We start from the raw sequence: 5,616 nt of genomic DNA on the forward strand, positions 1-5,616 counted from the left end.
CTAGGGCAGCAATCGAGCCTGGATGGCCTGGTCGACTGCTTTCCGTTTCAGGTGCTTCTCGTGAAGGCTTCGATCGACGCGTTCCTCGAGAGTGAGCCCGCGCCAGGATCGGCGGAGACCTGAGCGAAGCGGGCCGCCGCCGCGCTACGCTTGAATCCATCCCCTTTCCCAAGGAGCCGTCATGAAGGCCGCCGTCCTCCGTGCCTACAACACCCCCCTCGAGATCGAGGACGTCCAACTGGCCGACCCGGGCCCTCACGAGGTCCGCGTTCGCACCTCGGCCTGCGGTGTGTGTCATAGCGATCTCCACTGCCTCGAGGGTACACTTCCCGTTCCGCCGCCGATGGTGCTGGGCCATGAGCCCGCCGGAATCGTCGAAGCGGTCGGCCCGGAGGTCACTTACGTAGCGCCGGGCGATCACGTCATCGGTTGCTTGTCAGCGTTCTGTGGCACCTGCGAGTATTGCTTGCGAGGCGAACCCAACCTGTGCGGAGGCGATGCGACAAGTCGCGCGCCGGACGCCGCGCCGCGCATCTCAAAGGGCGATGAGACCATTCATCAATTCGCCCACCTCTCGGCCTTTGCCGAAGAGATGCTCGTCCACGAGAACGCGCTCGTGAAGATCAAGGAGGAAATGCCCCTCGAGCAGGCCGCATTGATCGGTTGTGGTGTGACCACGGGCCTCGGCGCTGCGATCAACACGGCCAACATCCGCCCAGGCCAGACCGCCGTCGTGATCGGCTGCGGTGGCGTTGGCCTGGCGGCGATCCAGGGTTGCCACATCGCGGGGGCCGGCCGGGTGATTGCCGTCGATACCGTGCCCTGGAAGCTCGAACTGGCCCAGAAGCTCGGCGCCAGCGAAGGCATCAACGCGAAGGAGACCGACGCTGTCGCAGCGGTGCTCGAAGCGACCGGAGGTGGCGTCGACTACTCGTTCGAGTGCATCGGCACGCCCGGCACCTGCCAACAAGCCGCCATGATGATTCGCAAGGGGGGCACCTGCGTGTTGGTCGGCGTGGTGCCGATTGGCGTCGGCGTCGAATTCCAGCCCCTGGATCTGGTGCTCCAAGGCAAATCGATCGTCGGTTCGATGATGGGCTCCAATCGCTTCCGCATCGACATGCCGCGCTACGTCGATTTCTACCTGGACGGCCGCCTGAAGCTGGACGAAATGATCTCGACCCGACTCAGCCTCGAAGAGGTGAACACCTCCTTCGACAAGATGAAAGCAGGCGAGATCGCGCGCAGCGTGATCTCGTTCGAGTAGCCGATGAAGGCTCTCGTCTATCACGGAAAAGAGGACATGCGTGTCGAGTCCGTTCCGGACCCGACACCGCCGGATGCCCGCAGCGCTCTGGTGAAGGTGGAGCGGGCCGCGATCTGCGGATCGGATCTTCACCTCTATCATGGCGCCATGCCCGTCCCTTCGGGTGTCGTCGTCGGCCACGAATTCGTTGGAGAGGTCGTGGAGACCGGCCGCGAGGTAGCGAACGTCCGGGTCGGTGATCATGTGCTGGTTTCGGGCGTGATCGGATGCGGCCAATGCAAGCGTTGTGCGCGCGGAGAAGTGGTGCGCTGCGAGCGCAAGCAAACCCAGGTGTTCGGCGTGGGCCCGGAGCTACCCGGCGGTCAGGCGGAAGCCGTCGCCGTGCCCGGCGCGGACCATGCCATTCGCCCGATCCCCGAAGGCGTGAGCGTCGAGCAGGCCGTCCTTCTCACCGACATCCTGCCGACCGGCTACTTCGGCGCTCGGAATGCGGACATCGAGCCAGGCGATACCGTCGTCGTGATCGGCGCGGGCCCGGTGGGCTTGTTGGCCCTGCTCTCGGCTCAGCTCTTCGGAGCAGCACGCATCCTGGTCGTCGACCGGGTCCCGGAACGCCTGGCTCTGGCCAAAGAACTCGGCGGGATTCCTGTCACCGTCGACGAGGCCGACGCCGTCATCGCGGATCTGACGAATGAGCAGGGGGCCGATCGGATCATCGAGGCGGTCGGATCCGATGCGACCATCCTCAAGGCGATCGAATGGGTTCGCGCAGCCGGAACGGTTTCGGTGATCGGCGTGAACACCAGCCCGGCCGTTCCGTTTCCGATGGTCCTGGCGTTGATGAAGGATCTCACCTTCCGGATCGGCCTGGTTCCGGTTCCCGAGTTGTGGCCGGCCTTGATTCCCCTCGTCACTTCCGGGCGGCTGCAACCGGAAAGGGTATTCACCCACCGGATGGGGCTCTCCGAAGGCGCCGAAGCCTACCGACGCTTCAGCGCGCGCGAAGACGGCATCCTGAAGGTGCTCCTCGATCCCAGCCACTGACTTCGGCTAGCAAGAGACGCCCACCGGACCCAGCCAGCCCGCTACGATCGGCCGGCGAGCAGCTTTCCGATCTGTTCGAGTAGGAGCGTCGGGCCGAAGGGTTTCGGAAGCAGGGGTACGTCGACCGGCCAGACCCGATCGCGGTCGGGATGCCCGCTCATTACGAGGGCGGGAAGACCAGGTGCCAGCTTTCGAATGGCCTCGACTGCAGTGAGCCCGTCGAGGCCGGGCATGCTGAGATCGAAGAGAAGCAGGTCGACGTCGCCCGCGTGCGCGTCGAAGCAGGTGAGCGCGTCGTCCCCGTTCTCGGCCTCCAATACCCGGTAGCCGGCGCCCTCGAGGGCCACCCGCGCCATCCGCCGCACGCCGGGTTCATCCTCGGCCAGCAGGATGGTCCCCTCCCCGACCGAATCCATGCACGCATCTGCTGCCTCCGGATGCTCGACGGTTTGCACTGGCCCGGAGGCGGCCGGCCAGAAGAGCTGGAAGCGACTTCCCGCGCCGGGACGACTCGTCACATCGATCGAGCCTCCATGCGCCTCGACGATGCCGTAGGCGACCGCAAGTCCCAGACCGGTTCCATGACCGTCGCCTTTGCCCTTGGTCGTGAAGAACGGATCGAAGATGCGACGACGGGTCTTGGCATCCATTCCCACGCCGTCGTCCGTGACGGAGAGTTCGAGCGCTTGCCCCCCGTCGATCCCTCGGGCCGCCAACACGATCCGTCCACAGGAACCGATGGCATCCACCGCATTCACCAGCAGATTGGTGAGCACGCGGTGCAACTCCGTGGGATCGGCCGCCGCCGGGGGAGTGTCGGGTTCGATTTCGATGACCAGGCTCGCTCCGGGCGCGAGCGAGGGACGCAGCAGTGCCTCCTGCTCTGCAAACAAGTCACGAAGATCCACGCAGCCCTCGGCCCGGGGCCCCTGACGCGCGAACGCCAACAACCCCTGGGTGAGAGACGCACAATGCTCCGCGGAACGCTCGAGGTCTTCCAGGGGAGCGCGAGCCGGGTCGTTTGCAGAAAGTCCTTGAAGGAGCAGACGCGCGTTGCCAAGGATGCCCGTGAGTTGATTGTTGAAGTCATGGGCCAGGCCGCCCGCCAGCGTGCCAAGGGTCTCCATCCGATCCGCATGTTGCATGCGCGCAGCGATTCGTTGCTCGGCCGTCACGTCGTGGGTCACCCAGACACGTCCCAGATGCGTTCCATCCGTCTGGCGCACGCTCTCGTTGCTCATCCACAGCACTCGACCATCGTCTTCGGGAAAGCGCAATTCGAAGGCTTGCTGTGGAAGGAGGTGCGATCTGCCGAGTCTCTCCATATGTGCGTCCAGGTCGGGCTGTACGTTCGGATCCAGCCTGGAACGGATCGCCAACATCACGTCCTGAACTCGTCGCCCGACCCAGGATTCCGGCGACCCGAGGCCGAACTGCTCGACGACGATGTGGTTCATCAGCTGCACCCGGCTCGAGGCATCGGTGAGCAGGATGCCGACGGGCACGGCCTCGAGGAGCGCCTCCGTCTTGCTGCGGCCATCCTCCAGGGACCTGGCCTGCTGCTCACTATCCTTGCGCGTCTGGGCCGCACGAAGAACCAACACGATCGCCTCGACGAGCTCCTCGACGAACGCTTCCAACTCGGTATCCGGAGTCGGTGACGGCCAGAAGACGACCCCGAGCACGCCGACCAACTCTCCGTCCACGCGAATGGGCGCAGCCATCCCCCATTCGAGCTGGTATCCGCTCACGACGGGCGCGATGACCGGCTCTTCATCGAGGGAATCCAGGCGAATGGAACGCTCGGACGCGATGATCCGGGCAGCAAGCGAAGTGTCGAGCGGTGGCTGGCGAAGCGCTGGTGGGATGGGTGGGTGACGCTCGGACGGAAGGAGTTGGAATGATTTTCCATCCCGCTTCCACAGGCTGATGAGGGGTTCCGGGCGCTGCCCCCCGAGCGTCGCTGACAGATCGGCGAATAGCCGAGATCGATCGGTCCCGACACGCGCGATGCTGACGACACGTCGGAGGAGTTCACGCTCTCGGCTCATTTCGCGCTGGCGCCGATAGACTCGTTCGACGAACGACAGGAGCTGACAGATCGCAGTACCGAAACCGAGTACCAGCCACATCGCCTGTATGTTGGCCTTCGACATGGCCAGGCTCTCGATTTCCAGGTCCGGGAGGTCGATGAGAAGCATCCCGGCGAACGCCACACTGAGCGCATACTCGACGGCACTGGCACGGGTTCGCTTCGCATACCTCCAGACGAGAATCGAACACGCCGCAAGTAGAATCGACCCTCCCAGATCTCCCGCCAGCTCCCCCAGCCCGGGGTCGGCGAAATGCACCATGCCGATCGCGGGTGCGGCGAGCCAGAGCCAGGCCGGCAGGCTTTCGGAACGGGGATCTCGGGTAAAGGTCAGCGCACCCGCCAGCAGCAGGCCTTCTGCCAGCAGCGACGCAGTTTCGGTGAGCATCTGAAGCCAAGCACGCCCGTTCGAGATGGCGTCGAGGCCCCCGGCCAGCGCGAGCATGCACCAGGCGGCTCCCCACAAGGGTGCAGCCCGAAGCTCGGAAAAGCGACTCCGCAGAACGAGATAGGCCGGAATGGCCACCACGACCCCGACGAGTACCAAGAGGAAACCGTCCAACGTTGTCTCCTGACCTGCCCGGATCATACCATCGGTGTAGGCTGCGCCCATGAGGGATGACGCCACCGAGATCACCAACCTCTTGTACCGCTATGCGGAGTGCATCGATGCGGGGAACTATGCCAGCGTCGGAGAACTCTTCGCCCATGCCGTCCTCACCGCGGACGGCACGGCCATGCGCGTCGAGGGTGCCGATGCGGTCGCCCGCCACTACGCCGGAACGACCCGCTTTTATTCCGATACCGGTACGCCCAAGACGAAGCACGTCGTCACGAACCCGATCCTGGAAATCGATGCTGCTGGGGGAAGCGCGGACGTCCGCTCGTCCTACAGCGTCTACCAGCAGACCGACACGCTTCCGCTTCAACTGATCATCACCGGGCGCTATCGGGATCGCATGGAACACGTCGACGAACGATGGCGATTCGCGTCACGCTGTTTCTTCGTCGATCAGGTCGGCGACCTGAGCCAGCATCTACGGATCGATCTGGACGCGCCCGAGCGAAGCTGAAGCTAGTCCCTTGTATCGACCAAAGGCGGAAGTGTTGTCATGCTAAGCACTGCGTCCCCCGCAGCCAATCGGTTCTCGCCGTGTCGCGGGCCGATTCATGGGGCCCGTATGTCGAAGAAGCGGTATCGGATTGACTTGAC

General features: G+C 64.5%; 4 protein-coding genes. 3 read left to right on the plus strand and 1 reads right to left on the minus strand.

What is annotated here, in order from left to right:
• Positions 1–181: 181 nt before the first annotated feature.
• Both GY937_00825 and GY937_00830 read left to right on the plus strand, forming a co-directional pair.
• Positions 182–1,267: a Zn-dependent alcohol dehydrogenase gene (locus GY937_00825; protein MCP5055248.1), complete on the plus strand. Its 1,086-nt coding sequence runs from the start codon at positions 182–184 to the stop codon at positions 1,265–1,267.
• Positions 1,268–1,270: 3 nt separating this feature from the next.
• Entirely contained in the window at positions 1,271–2,311 is a 1,041-nt protein-coding gene (locus GY937_00830; GenBank protein MCP5055249.1) for an alcohol dehydrogenase catalytic domain-containing protein, read from the plus strand.
• 41 nt (positions 2,312–2,352) lie between these two features.
• Here the strand turns inward: GY937_00830 and GY937_00835 are convergent, their stop codons facing one another.
• The gene (locus tag GY937_00835; protein MCP5055250.1) at positions 2,353–4,965 is read right to left on the minus strand and encodes a response regulator; all 2,613 of its coding nucleotides are present in this window, start codon (positions 4,963–4,965) and stop codon (positions 2,353–2,355) included.
• 49 nt (positions 4,966–5,014) lie between these two features.
• Here GY937_00835 and GY937_00840 point away from each other — a divergent pair, with 49 nt between their 5' ends.
• Positions 5,015–5,476 (plus strand): nuclear transport factor 2 family protein, encoded by a 462-nt coding sequence (locus GY937_00840; GenBank protein ID MCP5055251.1) that lies wholly within the window; start codon positions 5,015–5,017, stop codon positions 5,474–5,476.
• The last annotated feature ends 140 nt before the right edge of the window (positions 5,477–5,616 follow it).

The organism is bacterium, from assembly GCA_024228115.1.
Taxonomy (GTDB): Bacteria; Myxococcota_A; UBA9160; order UBA9160; family UBA6930.